This window comes from Streptomyces sp. AN091965, from assembly GCF_022698285.1.
Lineage (GTDB): Bacteria > Actinomycetota > Actinomycetes > Streptomycetales > Streptomycetaceae > Streptomyces.
The window spans coordinates 7,766,650-7,785,112 of record NZ_JALDMY010000001.1; the positions used below are offsets into that span (position 1 = coordinate 7,766,650).

Annotated in this window: 16 protein-coding genes; 6 read left to right on the forward strand and 10 right to left on the reverse strand. The window is 75.2% G+C overall.

Annotated features, from left to right (window positions below; translation table 11 throughout):
- Nucleotides 1-40: 40 nt before the first annotated feature.
- Nucleotides 41-937: a phospholipid scramblase-related protein gene (locus tag MQV74_RS32985; protein WP_242726215.1), complete on the forward strand. Its 897-nt coding sequence runs from the start codon at nucleotides 41-43 to the stop codon at nucleotides 935-937.
- Nucleotides 938-1,012: 75 nt separating this feature from the next.
- Here MQV74_RS32985 and MQV74_RS32990 read toward each other — a convergent pair whose 3' ends face one another.
- Nucleotides 1,013-1,933 carry a DMT family transporter gene (locus MQV74_RS32990; protein WP_242726217.1) on the reverse strand — a complete coding sequence of 307 codons (921 nt, stop codon included), beginning with the start codon at nucleotides 1,931-1,933 and terminating at the stop codon, nucleotides 1,013-1,015.
- Nucleotides 1,930-2,817: a phosphatase PAP2 family protein gene (locus MQV74_RS32995; RefSeq protein WP_242726219.1), complete on the reverse strand. Its 888-nt coding sequence runs from the start codon at nucleotides 2,815-2,817 to the stop codon at nucleotides 1,930-1,932. Before MQV74_RS32995 ends, MQV74_RS32990 begins: the two co-directional genes overlap by 4 nt.
- A 158-nt stretch (nucleotides 2,818-2,975) precedes the next feature.
- On the opposite strand from MQV74_RS32995, the gene MQV74_RS33000 reads away from it, so the two are divergent.
- A complete protein-coding gene (locus MQV74_RS33000; RefSeq protein WP_242726221.1) occupies nucleotides 2,976-3,617 on the forward strand; it encodes a TetR/AcrR family transcriptional regulator in 642 nt (213 codons plus the stop codon).
- A 180-nt stretch (nucleotides 3,618-3,797) separates the two neighbouring features.
- Here the strand turns inward: MQV74_RS33000 and MQV74_RS33005 are convergent, their stop codons facing one another.
- The 4 genes from MQV74_RS33005 to MQV74_RS33020 form a co-directional block, all read right to left on the reverse strand.
- Nucleotides 3,798-4,802, reverse strand: coding sequence for a DUF2510 domain-containing protein (locus MQV74_RS33005; protein ID WP_242726222.1), 1,005 nt, complete (start codon nucleotides 4,800-4,802; stop codon nucleotides 3,798-3,800).
- A gap of 592 nt (nucleotides 4,803-5,394) precedes the next feature.
- Complete coding sequence (locus MQV74_RS33010) at nucleotides 5,395-6,579, reverse strand: anhydro-N-acetylmuramic acid kinase (RefSeq protein WP_242726224.1); 1,185 nt, start codon at nucleotides 6,577-6,579, stop codon at nucleotides 5,395-5,397.
- Nucleotides 6,580-6,932: 353 nt separating this feature from the next.
- Nucleotides 6,933-7,931, reverse strand: coding sequence for an acyl-CoA dehydrogenase family protein (locus MQV74_RS33015; RefSeq protein ID WP_242726226.1), 999 nt, complete (start codon nucleotides 7,929-7,931; stop codon nucleotides 6,933-6,935).
- On the reverse strand, nucleotides 7,931-9,133 hold the full coding sequence (locus MQV74_RS33020; protein WP_242726228.1) for an acyl-CoA dehydrogenase family protein: 1,203 nt from the start codon (nucleotides 9,131-9,133) through the stop codon (nucleotides 7,931-7,933). The genes MQV74_RS33015 and MQV74_RS33020 overlap by 1 nt, the downstream gene beginning before the upstream one ends.
- Nucleotides 9,134-9,240: 107 nt before the next feature.
- Between MQV74_RS33020 and MQV74_RS33025 the strand changes: the two genes are divergently transcribed.
- The 4 genes from MQV74_RS33025 to MQV74_RS33040 all read left to right on the forward strand — a co-directional run bounded on the left by MQV74_RS33025 (nucleotide 9,241) and on the right by MQV74_RS33040 (nucleotide 14,739).
- The gene (locus MQV74_RS33025) at nucleotides 9,241-10,023 is read left to right on the forward strand and encodes an SDR family oxidoreductase (protein ID WP_242726230.1); all 783 of its coding nucleotides are present in this window, start codon (nucleotides 9,241-9,243) and stop codon (nucleotides 10,021-10,023) included.
- 60 nt (nucleotides 10,024-10,083) lie between these two features.
- Entirely contained in the window at nucleotides 10,084-10,698 is a 615-nt protein-coding gene (locus tag MQV74_RS33030) for a TetR/AcrR family transcriptional regulator (RefSeq protein ID WP_242729284.1), read from the forward strand.
- A 45-nt stretch (nucleotides 10,699-10,743) separates the two neighbouring features.
- Complete coding sequence (locus MQV74_RS33035; RefSeq protein ID WP_242726232.1) at nucleotides 10,744-11,901, forward strand: acetyl-CoA C-acetyltransferase; 1,158 nt, start codon at nucleotides 10,744-10,746, stop codon at nucleotides 11,899-11,901.
- Between the two features lie 192 nt (nucleotides 11,902-12,093).
- Nucleotides 12,094-14,739, forward strand: coding sequence for an ATP-binding protein (locus MQV74_RS33040; RefSeq protein WP_242726234.1), 2,646 nt, complete (start codon nucleotides 12,094-12,096; stop codon nucleotides 14,737-14,739).
- Nucleotides 14,740-14,822: 83 nt separating this feature from the next.
- Here MQV74_RS33040 and MQV74_RS33045 read toward each other — a convergent pair whose 3' ends face one another.
- From MQV74_RS33045 to MQV74_RS33060, 4 genes are all read right to left on the reverse strand, one after another.
- Nucleotides 14,823-15,860, reverse strand: a complete 1,038-nt coding sequence (locus MQV74_RS33045; protein ID WP_242729285.1) for an NAD(P)H-dependent flavin oxidoreductase — start codon at nucleotides 15,858-15,860, stop codon at nucleotides 14,823-14,825.
- 71 nt (nucleotides 15,861-15,931) lie between these two features.
- Entirely contained in the window at nucleotides 15,932-16,699 is a 768-nt protein-coding gene (locus MQV74_RS33050) for a CoA-transferase subunit beta (RefSeq protein WP_242726236.1), read from the reverse strand.
- A complete protein-coding gene (locus tag MQV74_RS33055; protein WP_242726238.1) occupies nucleotides 16,696-17,649 on the reverse strand; it encodes a CoA transferase subunit A in 954 nt (317 codons plus the stop codon). The genes MQV74_RS33050 and MQV74_RS33055 overlap by 4 nt, the downstream gene beginning before the upstream one ends.
- A complete protein-coding gene (locus MQV74_RS33060; RefSeq protein ID WP_242726240.1) occupies nucleotides 17,646-18,431 on the reverse strand; it encodes an enoyl-CoA hydratase family protein in 786 nt (261 codons plus the stop codon). The genes MQV74_RS33055 and MQV74_RS33060 overlap by 4 nt, the downstream gene beginning before the upstream one ends.
- Nucleotides 18,432-18,463 lie beyond the last annotated feature (32 nt).

The following is an 18,463-nucleotide window of genomic DNA, read 5'->3' on the forward strand; positions in this document are numbered from 1 at the left end:
GGCTGGCGGAGCCCACAGGGGGGCGGGGTAGTGTGCCCGGGTGACAACGCAATCGAACACTCCTGCAGGCTGGTACCCGGATCCCCAGGGCGCCTCCCAGCTGCTCCGCTGGTGGGACGGCGCGCAGTGGACCGACCACACCACGGCGGCCCAGCAGGGCGCGCCCGGCCAGCAGGTCCCCTCCCAGGCGGGCCCGGCGGCGCCCGCCCCCGCCCAGGCCGTCGCCGAGCAGGCGCCCTTCGCCGCGCCGCAGCAGGCGGCCCCGGCGGCCGACCCGGCGAAGGTCCAGCGCCAGGTCCAGCAGCAGGCGGGCATCACGCCGACCGCGCAGGGCGGCGGCAGCCTGTTCACCGAGCCGGTCCTGGTGGTGAACCAGAAGGCCAAGCTCATCGAGCTGACCAACGAGTACAAGGTCATGGACCAGGCGGGCAACCAGCTCGGTTCGGTCACCCAGGTCGACCAGAGCGCGCTCAAGAAGGTCGCCCGCTTCGTCTCCAGCCTCGATCAGTTCATGACGCACACGCTGGAGATCCGCGACGTCCACGGACAGCCGCAGCTGCGCCTGACCCGCCCCCGCAAGTTCATGAAGTCGCGGGTCGTCGTGGAGCGCCCGGACGGCCAGCAGGTCGGCGAGATCGTCCAGCAGAACGTCTTCGGGAAGATCAACTTCGCGATGATGGCCAACGGCCAGCAGGTCGGTGCCATCAAGGCGGAGAACTGGCGTGCCTGGAACTTCTCGATCGTCGACCACACCGACAACGAGGTGGCCCGGATCACCAAGACCTGGGAAGGCCTCGCCAAGACGATGTTCACCACGGCGGACAACTACGTCCTCCAGATCCACTTCCAGCTCCCGGAGCCGCTCCTGAGCCTGGTGGTGGCGACGGCCCTGACCGTCGACACGGCCCTCAAGCAGGACTCGCGCGGCCTCGGCTGACGCGCACCCGTACGTACGGCGGCGGCCGCGCTCCCTCCCGAGGGAGCGCGGCCGCCGTTGCGCGTACAGGAGGTGTCAGCCGCGCCGCGCGGACAGTGCCTTCGCCGACAGTGCCTCCGCGGGCTCCGGCTGGCCCGGGATCGACGGCAGCGACCCGGCGACGGGCGCGGGGGAGCGCGGCGAGCGGGTCAGGAGCACCACCCCGTACGCGGCCAGCGCCGCGCCCGCCACCGCGAGGAGGATTCCGCCCGCGCCGCCCCGCAGCCGCTCGCCGAGCAGTGCGACGCCGATCGCGGACGCGGCCACCGGATTGGCGAGCGTGACCACGGCGAGCGGCGCGCCCAGGCCGCCGCGGTACGCCGTCTGCGACAGGAAGAGGCCGCCCACGGCGAACGCCGCGACGAGCAGCGCCACGACCACGACCCGCGCGCTGAACAGCGGCCCGGAGGTGTCGGTCGCCGCGACCGTCACGGTCTGCGTGAGCGCGGAGGCGACCCCCGAGGCGAAGCCGGACGCCGTCGCGTGCCGCAGCCCGGGGCGGGTGCCGCGCCGGGAGAGCATCCCGATGACGGCGGCCGTCACCGCGGCGACCGTCACGGCCTCCGGCAGGGTCAGGGTGTCGTCGGGCGCCGGGCCCGAAGCGGTGAGCAGCAGCGCGCCCAGGCCGATCAGGGTGAGCCCCGTGCCGCGCCACTCCAGGCGGGTCACGCGCCGCCCGGCCAGGCGCGCGCCCAGCGGCACGGCGGCGACCAGGGTGAGCGCGCCGAGCGGCTGCACCAGCGTGAGCGGCCCGTACTTCAGGGCCGCGACGTGCAGCAGCGCGGCGGAGGCGTTGAGTCCGACGGACGCCCACCACGCCCCGCTGCCGAGCAGCCCGAGCACCCGGGGCCCGCTGTCCGTGAGGCGCGCGGCCAGGCGCTCCTGGGCCACGGCCGCGGTGGCGTACGCGACGGCCGACACCAGGGAGAGCGCGACGGCCAGCAGGGTGGCGCTCACCGCCCGGCTCCGGAGCCGACGGGTTCGGGGGCGGGGGCCGGTTCGGGAGCGGAGGCCGGGGCGGGCACCCAGCGGCGTACCACCCGGGAACGCGCCGGGCGCGGCGGCCGGACGACGGCCAGCGCGATGCCGAGCAGCGCGGCGGCCGCGAGCGCGTCGAGCCAGTAGTGGTTGGCGGTGCCGACGATCACCAGGAGCGTGATCAGCGGGTGCAGCAGCCACAGCCAGCGCCAGCGGGAGCCGGTCGCCGCGATCAGGCCGATCGCCAGCATCAGGGCCCAGCCGAAGTGCAGCGACGGCATGGCCGCGAACTGGTTGGCCATGGTGTCGGCCGCGGGCTTCGCCGCGTACACGGAAGGGCCGTACACCTGCGCGGTGTCCACGAGGTGGGCCGCGGGCAGCAGCCGGGGCGGCGCGAGCGGGAAGCCGAGGTGCAGCGCGAGCGCGGCGGCGGTGAGCACGGCGAGGACGCGCCGCGCCCACACGTAGTGCCGGGGCCGGCGCAGATACAGCCACACCAGGAAGAGCAGCGTCGCCGGGAAGTGCACGGCCGCGTAGTAGGTGTTCGCCACCTGTACGAGGCCGCCGCCGTGCAGCAGCGCGTCCTGGACGAGGCCCTCGCCGGGCAGCCGCAGGGTCCGTTCGGCGTCCCAGACGCGGTGCGCGTTGCGGAGCGCCTCGCCGGTGTGGCCGTTCGCGAGCTGCCTGCCGAACTTGTAGACGAGGAAGAGCCCCACGACGAGGAGGAGTTCGCGGACGAGGGGCGGCCGGGCGGCGGCGCGCTCGGCCGCCGCGACCGGCGGTACGGCGGCTGCCCCCGGCGGCCCCGGGGGTATCCCGGGCTCCCCTGAGGCGGCCTCGGTGCGGGATTCGCGGGCTTCCATGCCCCGGCCCCTTTACGTGACGACTGGGTGGTGCGGTGATGTGGGCACCCCTGAACGCACACATCGATACGCCAGTGTACCGATACGGAAGCGTACCGGTACACTGGCGTATCGATAAGGTGGCCACGGCGAGCCGCCCCACCGAGGAGTGAAGAGCCATGACGTCGCGGGAACCGGTACGTGAGCACGGGTGCGGCCAGGCGTCCGCCTCGCGCCGCTCCAAGCTCACGCCCGAGCGCGAGCAGGAGTTCTACGACGCCGTCCTGGAGCAGCTCCGCGAGTGCGGGTACGAGGCCGTGACCATGGAGGGCGTCGCCGCCGCCACCCGGTGCAGCAAATCCACGCTCTACCGCCAGTGGAAGACGAAGCCCCAGTTCGTGGCCGCCGCGCTGCGCGCCAACCGCTGTGTGCGGTTCGCGGGCATCGACACCGGCTCGGTCGCCGGTGACCTGCGGGAGGCGGCGCGCTCGGCCGCGGCCTGGAGCGAGCGCGACACGATGCTGGTGCAGGCGCTCAGCCACGCCGTCCAGCAGGACGAGGACCTCCAGCGGGCGCTGCGCGAGGCGCTCGTGGAACCGGAGGTGCAGGCGATCGACGTCATCGTCCAAAGGGGCGTCGACCGCGGCGAGCTGCCCGCGGACCATCCGGCGACGGAGTTCGTGGCCGCGCAGCTCTTCGGCGTGCTGCGGGTGCGGCCGATGCTGGAGGGCAAGAACGCGGACGCGGAGTATCTGACGCGGTTCGTGGACGCGGTGCTGCTGCCGGTCCTCGGTCTCGCGGGCGGCACCGCCGCCGACTGAAGCGTGGGCCCGGGGCCGGGGGATGACCGGACCGGGGCCCGCCCGCGCCGCACCGTGGGGACGGGGGCGGCGCGCCGCCACCGCCGGGCGGGCCGAGCGTGCTCGGCCCGCCCGGCGGTGGCTCTGGCCACCGGCGCGCCCGCGAGGGCTCTCGCCGCCGGTCCGCCCGGCAGGCGGTCCCTACCGCTCCCGGCCGTTCGCGGGGGCGTGGACCTGCTGTCCGTCGCCGCCTCCGCCCCCGCCGCCGCGGGCCTTCTTGATGCCCTTGGTGATCTCGTCCATGGACGACAGGGGCGGTGCGTCGTCGTGGATGTCGATGCCGAAGCGGACGAGGACCATCGTCATCCCGTCGGCCGGGGACTTGAACGCGAGCGACTGGACGTAGCCGTCGGGGCCCTTGCGCGCGTCGACCTTCCAGCGGACCAGATAGCCCTTCTGCCCGGCCACCGTGACCGCCTTCGAGGCGAGCTGGTCGTGCGACTTCGGGGCGCCGCCGTAGATCGCGCCGCCGTAGGACTCCGCGGCGTTCTTCTTGATGTCGGCCTTGGCCGCGGCCTCCGGCGTCGACGCGGTGACCTTCATGCGGACCGCGGGCGCGGAGAAGGCGCCGCCGCGCACGCACTGTTTGGCGGAGTCGCCGGGGCAGGGGTACTTGCCGGTCGTCACGCCCGCGCCGATGCCGTTCGACTGGCCCTCCCAGCCGTCGGGGACGGGCATGCTGATGCCGCTCGCGCCGTCGGTGGCGTACCCCTCCTCGGTCCGGGGGCCGTCGGACGGCCCGGACGGTCCCGGCGACGGCGAGCCCTCCGGGCCCTCGCTCTTGCCGTCGTCCTCCGGGCCGGGCTTCGAGGACGCCGACGGGGCCGGGGACTTGGCGCCGTCCTTGTCGTCGTCGCCGTCGGCGGTCAGCGCGTAGACCCCGCCGCCGATGCCCGCGAGCACCGCGAGGGCGATGACCACGCCTATCGCCGTACGTATGCGGCGCCGCGGCGGGCCCGGCGGCTGCTGGGGGTAGCCGGGGGCCGGGTAGCCGGGGGCGGAGTAGCCGGGGGTGGGGAAGCCGCCCCCGCCCGGCGCACGGACGTGATCCGTCCACGTGTTCCCGTCCCACCACCGCTCGGACGGCGGGGCGCCAGGGGTCTGCCCGGGGTCCGGATACCAGCCGGGAGGAGTCGCGTGCGTCATGGGCGTCAGCGTATGGGCCCCGCCTGAAAGCCCGATGAGAGGGGTCCGCCGGATCAGGCCAACTCCGGTCGGGCGGCGGGGTTTCGCCCCTGTCGCGCGGATATGCCCGGGCCGGGCCGGGCGGCTCGGCCCGGGCGGGGGACGGCGGCCAAGAGGGCTTCCCCTCGGCCGGAGGGCTTCCCCGTGGGCGGTGCGGTGGCTGGAGCTGCCGAGGCCGGTGTGCGAGCGGCTGCCGCCGGCCCCTGTCCGTCACGGGTCTCTGCCCGCTGCCGGTCTCCGCTGGGGCTGCGGTGGCTGGGGTTCCGGACCGGCATACGAGCGGCTGCCGCGTGTCCCTGCCCGGCGCCGGTCTCCGCCTGCCGCCTGCCTCCGCCTGCTGCGGGTCTGTCCGCTGCCGGATCCCGGGGGTCTGGTGCGGGCGCCCGCTGAGGGTCCGCGGCCGTCACCGGGCTCTGCGCGTCGCCGGTCTCCACCCCTACGTGTCTCCGCGCCTGGCGCGGCGGCTGGGGCTGCGGGGGGCGGGGGCGGCCTGCGAGCGCCCGCCGCAGGGCTCCTGCCGACGCCCGGCCCCGCCCTTCTCGTGCCTGGCCGTTCAGCGCGTGTGGCCGTTCACCACGAGCCGTGTCGGTGGGCCCGCCTCCGTGGGGGTCGGCAGGCGGAAGCCCGCGCGGCCCGGGGTGAGGGAGCCGAGCACGCTCGGGTGCCGGGCCCCGGTGCTCGTCGCCACCGTGCCGGGCAGGCCGTGAGCCGTCAGGAAGCCCAGGACGGCGAAGGCGTACGCCTCCTTGGCCGCCGAGGGGAGGCCCAGGTCGTCGGAGCCGCGGACCGGCACGGCCGTGCCCAGCTCGGACCGCAGCATCGCCATGAGCGTGGGGTTGCGGACCCCGCCGCCGGAGGCGATGACCTCCGTGGCCCCGGTCGCGCGCACCGCGTGGGCGACCGTCACGGCCGTGAGCCGCGTCAGCGTCGCCACCACGTCCTCGGCGCCCAGCGGTCCGAGGCCCGCCAGGGCCTCGCGCAGATACGCCGGATGGAACAGCTCCTTGCCGGTCGTCTTGGGCGCGGGCAACGCGTAGTACGGCTCGGCGAGGAGCCGGGCGAGGAGGCCCTCGTGCACGGTGCCGCGCGCGGCGAGCTCCCCGTCCCTGTCGAACGGCAGATGGGCCGCGCGGCCCTGCGGCGTGAGCTCGCGCACCGCCGCGTCGATCAGCGCGTTGGCCGGGCCCGTGTCGAAAGCGGTGCCGTCGGGGGCGGTGATGTTGGCGATGCCGCCCAGGTTCAGCGCCACGGGCGTACCCGGCCTGCCGCGCAGCCACATCTGGTCGACCAGGCTCACCAGGGGGGCGCCCTGGCCGCCCGCGGCCACGTCGCGCGGGCGGAAGTCCGCGACCACGGTGAGCCCCGTGGCCTCGGCGATCCACGCGGGCTGCCCGATCTGCAGGGTGCCGCGCACCTGGCCGTCCGCCACCCAGTGGTAGACGGTCTGGCCGTGCGAGGCCACCAACTCGGCGCGGCCGTCGCACAGTTCCCGGTCCGCCTCCACGGCCGCCGCGGCGAAGGCCTGCCCGATGAGCGTGTCGAGGCGGCAGACGTCGGCCAGGCTGGTGGTCGCCGGGGGCAGGGCGGTGGCCAGGGCCGAGCGGAGCGCGTCGTCGTAGCCGCGGCTGATGAGGCCCAGGGGGGTCATGACGAGGCGGTCGCCGTCGAGGGCGAGGTCGACGGCGCCGGCGTCGATGGCGTCGTAGGAGGTGCCGGACATCAGGCCGATCACACGCACGCGAAGTCTCCTCTTTCCGGTTCGGCCAGCCCGTGCGCCGGGCCCGGGTCCCTCCCACTATGCCCGCACCTCACCGGGCCCCCTCCAGCCGCCCTGGCCCGCCAGGCTCAATTCCCCCCACTCACCCGCCCCTTCCGCCCGCCTCCGTGCCCGCGCACAACCTCAGAGCAGCCATGCCTTCCCTAACCGCCCGCCCCTTTCACGGCGCCGCCGCACCCGCCCCGCCGCAGCGCCGACGCGCTGGTCCCGCGTCGTCGGACCGGCTTGATTTCCCCCGCGCGTCCGGGACCGCCCCGCGCCGCCGCGTGCCCCCTTTCGCCGCGCCGGTGCGCCGGTCGGAAGCTCCGAGGGGGTCAGGGCGGCGGGGGCACGACCCGGGCGCGCCACCGGCTCGGGCCGCCCCAGGCCCCCCGCAGGGCGCGGGCCTTGAGGAGCCAGAGGGATATGTCGTACTCGGCGGTGTACCCGATGGCGCCGTGCAGTTGGAGCGCGGCCCGCGCCGCGCGGTACGCGGACTCGGCCGCGCAGACCTTGGCGGCGGCCACGTCCCCCCAGGCCTCCTCCGCGCCGAGCGACACCGCGGCGCCGAACACCAGGGGCCGCGCGAACTCGAGCCCCACGAGCACCTCCGCCAGGCGGTGCTTGACGGCCTGGAAGGAACCGACCGGCACCCCGAACTGCGTCCGCTGCCGCACGTGCGCCACCGTGCGGTCGAGCAGCGCGCACCCCACGCCGAGGCACTGCGCCGCGGTGGCGAGCGCCGCCCAGCGCAGGGCCCACCGCGCCGCCGCGTCCACCGCGGGCCCGGACGCGAGCACCTCCCCGCCGGGCAGCGGCCGCGCGAGCCGCCGCGCCGGGTCGAGGGAGGCCCGCACGCGCGCGTGGCCGGGGGCGAGCCGCAGCCGCCCGGCGTCGACGGCCAGGACGAGACGGGCGGCGTCGGCGTCGAGGACGTACGGCCCGGTGTCGGCGAGGGCGAGGGTCGCCCGCGCCTCGCCCGTCACCAGGGGTGGAAGGAGCCGCTTCGCGGGCCCCGGCACACCGAGTTCGGCGAGGCGGGAAAGGAGCGCGGCCGCGGCCACCGTCTCGACCAGCGGCCCGGGCACGGCGTGCCGCCCCAGCTCCACGAAGGCCACGGCCGTGTCGACGGGCAACTGCCCCACGCCCTCGAACTCCTCGGCCGCCGCGAGGGCGAACACCCCGGCGTCCGCGAGGCGTCGCCACACCGCGGCACCGGGCGCGTGGTCCCCGGCGGCCCAGGCCCGCGCCACCGCGGGCGTGTCCGCGGCCTTCAGCACGCCGCCGAGGGTCCGGGCGAACACCCGCTGCTCGTCGTCCAGAAGGAACCTCATCAGCGCCGCCCCTTGGGGAGGCCGAGCAGGCGCTCGGCGATGATGTCGCGCTGGATCTCGTTCGTCCCCGCGTAGATGGGGCCGGCGAGGGAGAAGACGTACCCCTCCGTCCAGGGCGCGGGGTCCGGGGCGGCAGGGGTGGGGGCGGCCGGGTCGGGGTCGGGGTGCTCGCCGTGGTCCGTCAACTCCCCGTCCGCGCCCAGGAGGTCGAGGGCCGCCTCGTGCACCGCGATGTCGTACTCCGACCAGAAGACCTTGTTCAGGCTGGAGTGCGCGCCGAGCTTCTCGCCCGCTTCCGCCCGCGAGGCGTGCGCCCAGGTGAACAGCTGGTACGCGCGGGCGCCGATCACCGCGTCCGCCACCCGGTCGCGCAGCGCCGTGTCGGCGGGGTCGCCGTGGGCGTGCCAGAGCCGGACGAGGCGGTTGGCGGTGGCGAGGAAGCGGCCGGGGGAGCGCAGGGTCAGGCCGCGCTCGTCGCCGGTGGCCGCCATGGCGATGCGCCAGCCGTCGCCGGGGGCGCCGATCACGTCCTCTTCGGGGATGAACACGTCGTCCAGGAAGACCTCGGCGAAGGCGGGCTTGCCGTCGAGGCGGCCGATGGGGCGGATGGTGACGCCGGGCGCGTCGAGCGGGAACATGACGTACGTGAGCCCCTGGTGCGGCCGCTCCGCGCGCGGGTCGCTGCGGAACAGGCCGAAGGCGCGGTCGGCGAACGCGGCCCGCGACGACCAGGTCTTCTGCCCGCTGAGGCGCCAGCCGCCGGGCGCGGGCCGGGCCGTGGAGCGCAGCGCCGCGAGGTCGGACCCGGCCTCGGGCTCCGACCAGGCCTGGGCCCAGATGACCTCGCCGCGTGCCATCGGCGGAAGGACCCGGGCGCGCTGCTGAGGGGTGCCGTGGTCGAAGAGGGTGGGGGCGAGGAGGCTGATGCCGTTCTGCGAGACGCGGCCGGGGGCGCCCGCCGCGTAGTACTCCTCCTCGAAGAGGAGCCACTTGACGAGGTCGGCGCCCTGCCCGCCGAACTCCTCGGGCCAGGACACCACCGACCAGCGGTCCGCCGCCAGCGTGCCCTCCCAGGCGCGATGGGCGGCGAAGCCCTCCGCGGTCTCCAGGGACGGCAGCGGAGCACGGGGGACGTGCGCGGCGAGCCAGGCGCGGGCCCGCAGTCTGAACTCCTCTTCCTCCGGGGTGAAGTCGAGGTCCATCGCCCTGCTCCCGTCTCTGGCCCGTCCGCCCGCTCTTCCCTAACAAGTGTTTGGTAGATTATCGTGGCAGCGGTCAGCCGTCGAGCACTCGATCGGGGGAATCGCCCATGGCAGCGCCGCCGTACGTGCCGGGGCACGGTCTGCTCACCGGCCGCGCCGCCGTCGTCACCGCGGCGGCCGGCGCGGGCATCGGCGCGGCCACCGCCCGCCGCTTCCTGGAGGAAGGGGCCCGCGTCGTCATCGGCGACGCGCACGCCCGCCGCACCGAGGACGCGGTGGCCGCGCTCGCGGGCGAGTTCGGCCCCGACCGCGTCGACGGCGTCCGCTGCGACGTGACCGACGAGTCCGACGTGACCGCCCTCCTCGACCTCGCCGAGCGGCGCCACGGAGCCCTGGACATCGTGGTGAACAACGCGGGCCTGGGAGGCACCGCAGCCCTCACGGACATGACCGACGACCTGTGGCACAAGGTCGTCGACACCACCCTGACCGGCACGTTCCGCTGCACCCGTGCCGCCCTGCGCCGCCTGCGCGCCACCGCCACGGGCGGCGTCGTGGTGAACAACGCCTCGGTGCTCGGCTGGCGCGCCCAGGAGGGCCAGGCGCACTACGCCGCGGCCAAGGCGGGCGTCATGGCCCTCACCCGCTGCGCGGCCCTGGAAGCCGCCCCGCACGGCATCCGGGTCAACGCGGTCGCGCCGAGCCTCGCCCTGCACCCCCACCTCGCCAAGGTCACCACCGCCGACGTGCTCGACGAGCTCACCGCGCGCGAGGCCTTCGGACGGCCCGCCGAGCCCTGGGAGATAGCCAACGTGATCGTCTTCCTCGCCAGCGGCTACTCCTCGTACATGACGGGCGAGACGGTCTCCGTCAGCAGCCAGCACCCCTAGGCGGAGAATGAGCCCGTGCCGACCCAGAAACAGCCGACCCAGAGCCCCGTCACGCCCCCCGTGGCCCGGAAGCAGAAGAAGCCCCCGGTGCCGCCCTCGCCCGAGCGCCGCGCCGAACTCCTCGGCATCGCCGCGGAGGTCTTCGCCGAGCAGGGGTACAACGCCACGACCGTCCGGAAGATCGCGGACGCCGCGGGCATGCTCGCGGGCAGCCTCTACTACCACTTCGACTCCAAGGAGTCGATGCTCGAAGAGATCCTGCGGACGTTCCTGACGGAGCTGTGGGACGGGTACGACGCGGTCCTCGCCGCGCCGCTCGGCCCGCGCGAGACCCTGGAGGCCCTCGTCACCGAGTCCTTCCGGGAGATCGACCGGCACCGCGCGGCCGTCGCGATCTACCAGAAGGAGTCCCGCCACCTGGTCGCCCAGACCCGCTTCGAGTACCTCCTGGAGTCCCAGCGGCGCTTCGAGAAGACCTGGCTCACCACGCTCGAACGGGGCGTCGCCGACGGCGCCTTCCGCGCCGACCTGGACGTCCGCCTCACCTACCGGTTCGTGCGCGACACCGTCTGGGTCGCCGCGTCCTGGTACCGGCCGGGCGGCGGCCACAGCCCCGAGGAGATCGCCCGCCAGTACCTGTCGATGGTCCTGGACGGCATCGCCGTCCGCGCCTAGCCCCGCGCCGCCGCGCGGCGCCCGTCACGCGAGGAGTACGCAGCCATGGCCGAGGCCTTCATCGTCGAGGCGGTCCGCACGCCCGTCGGCAAGCGCGGCGGCGGTCTCGCCGCCGCGCACCCCGCCGACCTCGGGGCCCACGTGCTCACCGCGCTCATGGAGCGCAGCGGCGTCGACCCCGCCGCCGTCGACGACGTCGTCTTCGGCTGTCTCGACGCGGTCGGGCCGCAGGCCGGGGACATCGCCCGCACCAGCTGGCTCGCGGCCGGGCTCCCCGAGGAGGTGCCCGGAGTGACCGTCGACCGGCAGTGCGGATCGTCCCAGCAGGCCCTGCACTTCGCCGCGCAGGCCGTCCTCTCCGGCACCCAGGACCTCGTCGTCGCGGGCGGCACGCAGAACATGTCGATGATCCCCATCGCCTTCGCGTCCCGGCGGGCGGCCGAGCCCCTCGGGCTCACCGAGGGCCCCTTCGCGGGCAGCGACGGCTGGCGCGCCCGCTACGGCGACCGGCCCGTCAACCAGTTCCACGGCGCCCAGCTGATCGCCGACAAGTGGGGCATATCCCGCCAGGACATGGAGGAGTTCGCGCTCCGCTCCCACCGGCGCGCCCTGCGCGCCCTCGACGAAGGCCGCTTCGACCGCGAGACCGTGGCCTATGCAGACGTCGTCGCCGACGAGGGCCCGCGCCGCGACACGACCCCGGAGAAGATGGCGGCCCTCGCCCCGGTCATGGACGGCGGCAGCATCACCGCGGCCTGCTCCTCCCAGGTCTCCGACGGCGCCGCCGCCCTGCTCATCGCCGGTGAACGGGCGGTGCGCGACCACGGATTGACCCCCCGCGCCCGCGTCCACCACCTCTCCGTGCGGGGCGAGGACCCGATCCGCATGCTCTCCGCCCCCATACCGGCCACCGCGCACGCCCTGAAGAAGACCGGCATGACGCTCGACGCCATCGATCTCGTCGAGATCAACGAAGCGTTCGCGCCCGTCGTGCTCGCCTGGCTGCGGGAGACCGGCGCCGACCCGCAGAGGGTCAACGTCAACGGCGGTGCCATCGCCCTGGGTCACCCCCTCGGTGCCACCGGTGCCCGCCTGATGACGACGCTCCTGCACGAACTGGAGCGCACCGGCGGCCGGTTCGGCCTCCAGACGATGTGCGAAGGAGGTGGCCAGGCCAACGTCACCGTCATCGAACGGCTGTGACCGCGTGGCCCCCGACGCACGCCCGTCCCGGGTGCCGCCCCGGCGCGCCGCACCCGTACCCCGCAGGTGGCCTGGCATATGACCGTCTGTCACCCGTGCGGGAGGAGCTGGCCGGACCTCGCTCCGCGGCGGCCCCGGCCCGGCTAGTCTCAAGTTCTGTACGTCGATTGAGCGACCCCGGGAGGTAGCGCGATGACGCAGGGACGGCCCGGAGGTGGCACCTGGGCCCCGCTGTGGGAGCGCGACGAGGAAATCGGCGCGGCCGAGCGGGCCGTGTCCGGACTGTGCTCGGACATGACGACCGAGGGCGGCCTGCTCGTCTTCAGCGGTGACGCCGGACTCGGCAAGACCGCGCTCATGGCCGAAGTGCGTCGCATCGCCCACGGCCGGGCCACCGTATGGGCGGCACGCGGCGGCCCCACCCTCAAAACCGTGCCCTTCAACGTCGTACGACAGCTCCTCCAGCCCGCCCTCGTGGCCCTCACCCCCGACGAGGCCCGTGAGTACCTCGGCGACTGGTACGACATCGCGGGCCCCGCCCTCGGCATAGCCGAGCCCGGTGGCGGCAGGCCCGAGCCGCAGGCCGTGTGCGACGGCCTGATCGCGGTGGTCTCCCGCCTCGCCCACCTCCACTGGCCGCTGGTGCTGCTCGTCGACGACGCGCACTGGGCGGACCAGGAGACGCTGCACTGGCTCGCCGCGTTCGCCGAGCGCCTGGACGACCTGCCGGTGCTCGTCGTGGTCGCCTACCGCCCCGGCGAGGCCGAGGGCGACAGCGTCCGCCACCTCGCGCGCATCGGCGCCGCCGCCCGCCCGGCGACCCAGCTGCGCAAGCTCACCCCGGACGCCACGGCCGGGCTCACCCGCGCCACGCTCGGCGAGCACGCGGACGGCCCGTTCTGCCGCGAGGTCTGGGCCGTCACCGACGGCAACCCGTACGAGTCCGTGGAGCTGCTCGCCAAGGTGCAGGACTGCGAGCTCGAACCGGTGGAGGGCTCGGCCGCCGAACTGCGCGCCCTGAACCGCTCCGCCCGCGGCCGCGGCCTCGTCGCCCGCCTCGAAGAGCTCGGCACCGACGTCACCCGCTTCGCCTGGGCCGCCGCGATCCTCGGCTCCGCGATCTCCGTCGATCTCGCCGCGACCCTCGCGGGACTGCCCCGCGACGGCGCCGAGCAGTGCGCCGAGCGGCTGCGCGCCGCCCGCATCGTGACCGGCGGAGAGGAGGGCCTGGAGTTCGTGCACCCGCTGATCGCCTCCGCCGTGTACCACTCCATCCCGCCCGCCACCCGCACCGCGATGCACGGCCAGGCCGCCTGGGCGGTCACCCGCTCGGGGCGCGGCGCCGCCGCGGCCTCCCGGCACCTGCTCGAAGTCATCCCGGACGACGATCCCGAACTCGTCGAGCAGCTGCGCGAGGCCGCCACCGAACACCTCGCGGTCGGCGCGCCCGACGCCGCCCGGCGCTGCCTGGAGCGGGCCCTGCGCGAGCCGCCCCGACCCGACGTGCACGCCCGCGTGCTCTACGAACTCGGCTGCGCCACCCTGCTCACCTCGCCCGTCACCACCATCGGGCATCTGCGCGAGGCCCTGTCGACGAGCGGCCTGAGCCAGGAGCTGCGCGTCGACGCCGTGTGCCGCCTCTCGCAGGCCCTCGTGCACAACGACCAGCTCGGCGACGGCCTGCGCGCCATCACCGAGGAGGCCGCCCGACTGCCCGCGGGCACCGACCGGCTCCGCCTCCAGGCCGTGCACTTCATGTGGGAGGGCATCCACGCGGGCGAGGAGGACGCACCGGGGCGCTCCCGCAGGCTCGCCGCCCTCGCCGGACCCCTCGCCGGGCGCGACAACGCCGAGCGCGCCCTGCTCATCCTGCGCGCCTTCGACGCGATGACCCGCGGTGAGAACGCCGAAGAGGTCGTCGAGCTCTGCGACCGCGCCCTCGTCAACGGCCGCCTCGCGCCCGGGCTCGGCTGGACCGACGCCGAGTGGAGCTTCGAACTGCGCCTGATGCTCGGCGGTTCGTACGCCTTCGCCGACCGGCTCGACCGCGCCGAGAGCCTGTTCACCGAGGCCGTCAAGGCGTACGAGACGGCGGGCTGGAGCGGCGGCCACCTCGCGCTCGCCCACGCCTTCCTCGGCTATGTGTACCGCAGGCGCGGGCGGCTCAGGGACGCCGAGAAGTCGCTGCGCGAGAGCCTGCGGCTCGCCGACCGCGTGGGCCAGGGCGGGCTGCCGATGCACTGGGAGGCGGCCAGCATGCTCATCGACACGCTGCTCGCCCGCGGCCACGCCGAGCAGGCCAGCGCCGTCGCCGACCGCTACGGCTTCGCGCCGCCCAACGCCTCCACGATCTACGTCCCCGACGCGATGTCCGTCCGCGGCAGGCTCCTGCTCGCCCTCGGCCGCCGGGAGGAGGGCCTCAACGAACTGGAGGCCACCGCCAAGGCGTTGACCGCGCGCGGCCAGTACAACACGGTCCTTGCGCCGTGGGCGTACGACCTGGCGCGGGCCCTCGCCGACGAGGACCCGCGGCGCGCCGCCGACGTGGTCACCGACGCACGCGTGCAGGCCGAGCGGTTCGGCACGGACACGGCGATCGGCGAGGCTCTCCGGTGCGAGGCCGCGCTCGCCTCGGGACCGCGCTCCGTGGCGCTCTACGCGAAGGCCGTCGCGTATCTGGAGGCCTCGCCCTGCGCGTACGAACACGCGGTCGCGCGCGTGGAGTACGGGGTCGCCTCGGGCAGCGTGTCGGAGCTGGAACGCGGGCTCGCGCTGGCGCGCAGCTGCGGGGCCGACGGGCTGGTCGGCCGGGCCGAGCGGTTCCTCGCGGGGGTCTAGCGTTTCGCGGAACCGGAACCGGAACCGGGACCGGGGCCAGAGTCGGGGCCGGGGTCGGGGGTGATCGGACTCCGGCCTCGTCCTCAAACGCCGGACGGGCTTGAATCCACCCCTGCCGTCCGCCGCGGCGGCCACGGCCCCTCCAGGCGCTTCAGCGTCTCCTCGGCCTCCCGCATGATTCTCCCGATCAGCTCCTCGCAGGTCGGGACGTCGTCCAGGACGCCTGCCACCTGGCCCGCGGCCATGATGCCGCGGTCCGGGTCGCCGTCCACCATGGCCGACTTGAGGAGCACGGGGGTGTTCGCGGCGAGCAGGGCCCGGGGCCAGCTGAGCTGCTTGGCGCGCTTCAGGGCCCGGCCGTCGCGCGCCAGGGCGGGCCAGCTCAGGCCCGACATCCGGCGGAACGCCGCCGCGTGGCGCAGCGCGCGCAGGAGGGTCGCGGCGCGGCCGGAGCGCTCCAGGGACGTCACCAGGTCCGTGCGGAGCATCCGGTGCGGGAGGCCGTCCACGCGCGAGGTCAGCGTGACGTCCTTGACCGTGGCCGCCAGATAGCGGGCCTTCACCGCGTCCGGTACGGGGGACTCCGCCGTGAGGAGGAAGCGGGTGCCCATGGCCACGCCCGCCGCGCCGAAGGCCAGGGCGGCGACCAGGCCCCGGCCGTCGTGGAAGCCGCCCGCCGCCACGACGGGGATGTCGACGGCGTCCACGACCTGCGGCAGGAGCACGGTCGTGGCCACGTCACCGGTGTGGCCGCCGCCCTCGCCGCCCTGGACGACGACCGCGTCCGCGCCCCACGCCGCCACCTTCTCGGCGTGTCTGCGGGCGCCCACGGACGGCATCACGACGACTCCGGCCGCCTTCAGCTCCCCGATGAGGGCCTCGGACGGGGCCAGGGCGAAGGACGCGACCCGTACGCCCTCGGCGATGAGGAGCCGGACGCGGTCGTGTGCGTCGGCCGCGTCCGCGCGGAGGTTGACCCCGAACGGGGCGGGCGTGCGGGACCTCACTTCCCGTATCGCGGAGCGCAGTTGATCCAGGGACATCGTGGCGGACGCCAGGACGCCGAGCGCGCCCGCCTGCGCCGCCGCCGAGACCAGACGGGGGCCCGCGACCCAGCCCATGCCGGTCTGCACGATCGGGTACCGGACGCCGACGAGCCGCGTCAGCGCGGTCTCCGCGAGCGGCGCCGCCGTCACGGGCGGACCTCGCGCTCGCGCAGCCCCGTGGGGTCCAGGACGGCGCGGATCAGCCGCAGTTCGGCCGCTGTGGGCTCGCGGGTGCGGGGCGGCTCGTCGGGGACGGCCAGCGCGAAGGACGTCGCCTCGCGGATCTCCGCCGCGGGCACGCCCGGATGGGCGGACACCAGGCGCATCGACCGGTCCGGTGTGGCGAAGTCGAACACGCCCAGGTCCGACACGACGCGGCGCAGGTCGTGGTAGCGGGTCGCGGACGGGCCCGCCGCGGCGGCGCTGTCGTGGCCGACGCCGCTGACCATGTCGACCTTCTCGACGAACACGCGCCGCGCGTGCCGGGGTATCCAGTAACTGACCGGGTTGTTCAGGGTGTTCACGGGGGCTCCGCGGACTCCGAGGAGCTGCCGGGCGGGGCGGTGCCAGTCGCCGACACAGGAGATGTTCTGGTTGCCGAAGCGGTCGATCTGGCTCGCGCCCATCATCACGTGCCGCCGCCCGCCCATCACCATCGTCAGATGGCGGCGGAACGGCAGCCAGCCCTCCGTCACCGCCGAGCGCTCCCCGAGCGCGGGCACGTCCCCGATGAGCAGGGCCTCGCCGTCCGTGAGCAGCAGGTCCGGGGCGAACGTCAGCTTCGCGAGCCGGGCCGCGAGCGTGGGGACGGTGCCCATGGGGGCGGCCAGGACCTCGCCGTCGCCGCGCCACGCCTCGGCGCAGGCGATCACGCAGTACTCGGCGCGGGTGACGGCGGTCGTGGTGCGCGTCATCGCTGCTCCTTGTGCCAGGTGCGGACGGCCTGTCGGTAGTCCTCCTCGTCGCCGGCCAGGAAGCGGTCGTGGAACTCCGCCCAGGCGTCCGGGGAGGCCGCCGCGGTGGCGTACGCCTTCTGGAAGGGCTCGTCGCGGCCGTAGTCCGGCACGCACGACGTGAAGTGCGCGCCCCCTGGGGTCTCGGTCACGCCCGTCACGCTGTGCCGCGAGACGAGCAGGGTCTGGGGTGCCGCCCGGTCGGTCGTCCCGGGTGAGGCGGGTGAGGCGGTGGAGGCGGCCGGAGCGGCGCCGTCCGCTGGTGTGCGGAAGTCGACCAGGCGCTCGCACGACACGTACGCCGTGTCGGCCGCCTCGCAGAACAAGTCGTCGACGTACGGGTCGGGGCCCAGATACTGGCCGTTGCCCTGGCGGTCCGCGCGGTTCAGGTGCACCAGGGCCGCGTCCAGGCGCAGGGCCGGGACGGCGACGAGCTCCTCCCCGTCCTCGTACGGCGACGCGACCGTCCGCAGCTGGGGGTTGACCCGCAGGACGTCCGAGCCGAGCCCCGCGCGCACGGGCAGGAACGGCAGGCGCTGGGCGGCGGCGGTGAGGCCTTGCAGGAACATCGCCTCGTCCAGCTCGACGAGGTCGAGGCCGCCCCGCTCGCGGGCCGCCCGGAAGTGCGGCTCCAGGGGGATCGAGTCGAGCGTCACGAAGGCCGTGACCAGCTTGCGGATCCTCCCGGCGGCAAGGAGCAGGCCGACGTCAGGCCCTCCGTACGCCACGACGGTCAGGTCGGTGACGTCCGAGCGCAGCAGGGCCCGCACGAGGGCCATCGGCTTGCGGCGCGAGCCCCAGCCGCCGATGCCGAGCGTCATCCCGCTCTCCAGGCGTCCCACGACGTTCTCGGGAGCCATGGTCTTGTCCCGGCCGCCCCGGGCCCGAGGGGTGTCCGCTGGATCGCTCATGCCGTGTCCTCCCCGGCCGGTACGGAGCTGTCGTGCGGCGCGGCGGGCGCGCCGAAACCCTCGCGGACGCGGGCGGCCACGCCGCTCAGGCTCGCCTCGAAGGTGAAGCCCTGCTCGAAGCGGTAGCTGCGGCGCACGTCCACCGGGTCGATGCCGTTGATCGCGGCCTTGGCCAGGCGCAGCAGCGTGCCGTCCTTGCGGGCGATCTCGCGCGCGAGGGCGAGGGCGGCCGCGCGCAGGTCGGCGCGCGGCACGACCCGCCACACCGAGCCGTGCGCGTGCAGCTCGGCCGCGGTGGCCGTGCGCGAGGTGTAGAACAGCGCGCGCATCAGGTGCTGGGGGACCAGGCGGGCCAGGTGCGTGGCGGCGCCGAGCGCGCCGCGGTCCAGCTCCGGGAGGCCGAAGGTGGCGTCGTCGCTCGCCACGATCGCGTCCGCGTTGCCCACGAGGCCGATGCCGCCGCCCAGGCAGAAGCCCTGGACGGCCGCGACGACCGGGACCGCGCAGTCGTACACCGCGGCGAAGGCCTCCGCGCAGCCGCGGTTGACGCCGAGCAGCGCGCCGTGGCCGGGGTCGCGGCGCAGCTCCTTGATGTCCACGCCCGCGTTGAACCCCCGGCCCTCGGCGGCGAGCAGCACGCAGCGCACCTCGGGGTCGCGGCCCGCGGCGCGCACCGCGTCCGCCAGGGCGAACCACCCCCGCACCGGAAGGGCGTTGACCGGTGCGTAGTCGACGGTGACGACGGCCACGCCCTCCTCGGGGGGCGAAGTGGAGACAGGCATCAGAGGATCCGCTACCTTTCAACCAGCGCCTT

Excerpts from the sequence above, each read along its gene's own strand:
- MQV74_RS33005 (WP_242726222.1), bottom strand. The coding sequence starts at position 4,802 with ATGACGCACGCGACTCCTCCCGGCTGGTATCCGGACCCCGGGCAGACC.
- MQV74_RS33020 (WP_242726228.1), bottom strand. The coding sequence starts at position 9,133 with ATGGACCTCGACTTCACCCCGGAGGAAGAGGAGTTCAGACTGCGGGCC.
- MQV74_RS33055 (WP_242726238.1), bottom strand. The coding sequence starts at position 17,649 with ATGAGCGATCCAGCGGACACCCCTCGGGCCCGGGGCGGCCGGGACAAG.
- MQV74_RS33035 (WP_242726232.1), top strand. The coding sequence starts at position 10,744 with ATGGCCGAGGCCTTCATCGTCGAGGCGGTCCGCACGCCCGTCGGCAAG.
- MQV74_RS33060 (WP_242726240.1), bottom strand. The coding sequence starts at position 18,431 with ATGCCTGTCTCCACTTCGCCCCCCGAGGAGGGCGTGGCCGTCGTCACC.
- MQV74_RS32995 (WP_242726219.1), bottom strand. The coding sequence starts at position 2,817 with ATGGAAGCCCGCGAATCCCGCACCGAGGCCGCCTCAGGGGAGCCCGGG.
- MQV74_RS33050 (WP_242726236.1), bottom strand. The coding sequence starts at position 16,699 with ATGACGCGCACCACGACCGCCGTCACCCGCGCCGAGTACTGCGTGATC.
- MQV74_RS33025 (WP_242726230.1), top strand. The coding sequence starts at position 9,241 with ATGGCAGCGCCGCCGTACGTGCCGGGGCACGGTCTGCTCACCGGCCGC.
- MQV74_RS33045 (WP_242729285.1), bottom strand. The coding sequence starts at position 15,860 with ATGGGCTGGGTCGCGGGCCCCCGTCTGGTCTCGGCGGCGGCGCAGGCG.
- MQV74_RS33000 (WP_242726221.1), top strand. The coding sequence starts at position 2,976 with ATGACGTCGCGGGAACCGGTACGTGAGCACGGGTGCGGCCAGGCGTCC.
- MQV74_RS33015 (WP_242726226.1), bottom strand. The coding sequence starts at position 7,931 with ATGAGGTTCCTTCTGGACGACGAGCAGCGGGTGTTCGCCCGGACCCTC.
- MQV74_RS33040 (WP_242726234.1), top strand. The coding sequence starts at position 12,094 with ATGACGCAGGGACGGCCCGGAGGTGGCACCTGGGCCCCGCTGTGGGAG.